This is a genomic window from Salinimicrobium oceani (genome assembly GCF_012037645.1).
On sequence record NZ_JAAVJR010000427.1, the window covers coordinates 1 to 506 of the forward strand.

General features: G+C 46.4%; 1 protein-coding gene. It reads right to left on the reverse strand.

The genetic code is table 11. The annotated features are described in order from the left end of the window. Positions 1–506: TonB-dependent receptor plug domain-containing protein (locus tag HC175_RS17555; RefSeq protein ID WP_168139582.1), on the reverse strand; the 506-nt coding region annotated here is incomplete at both ends.

Sequence of the window (506 nt, forward strand, 5' to 3'; positions counted from 1 at the left end):
GATGGAACCGGGGCCTAAAATTACTTCGGTCCTTTCCAAAGCAAGCGGATCAATGGAGATTACATTTTGCAGGTTTCCCCCGCGGAAAATTGCTGTATTCATTCGCACTCCATCCACAGTGATCAACAACCGATTGGTGGAAAATCCCCTGATCATGGGACTCCCGCCACCCATCTGACTTTTTTGGACAAACACCTGCCCTGTACTTTCCAACAGGTCGGCAGCAGTTTGAGGACTGGAAACAAGAATCTCTTTCTGGTTAATACTTACCACTTTTTGCGGCACCTTTCTCCGGTTCTGTTCAAAACGGGAGATTGAGAGGACTACCTCGGTTAATTCGTTCCTGGTAGGCACCAGGAAAACTTTGTTTTGCTGTTGCAGGATCTGACGTTTGGTAGCATGGAATTCGGCATGGGAAACATGCCTGAAAAAGATGATCTCCCCCGCTGAAAAAGCAGAAAGATCGGCTTCCCCGTCAAAATCTGTAAGTATATGTTTGGATTTAT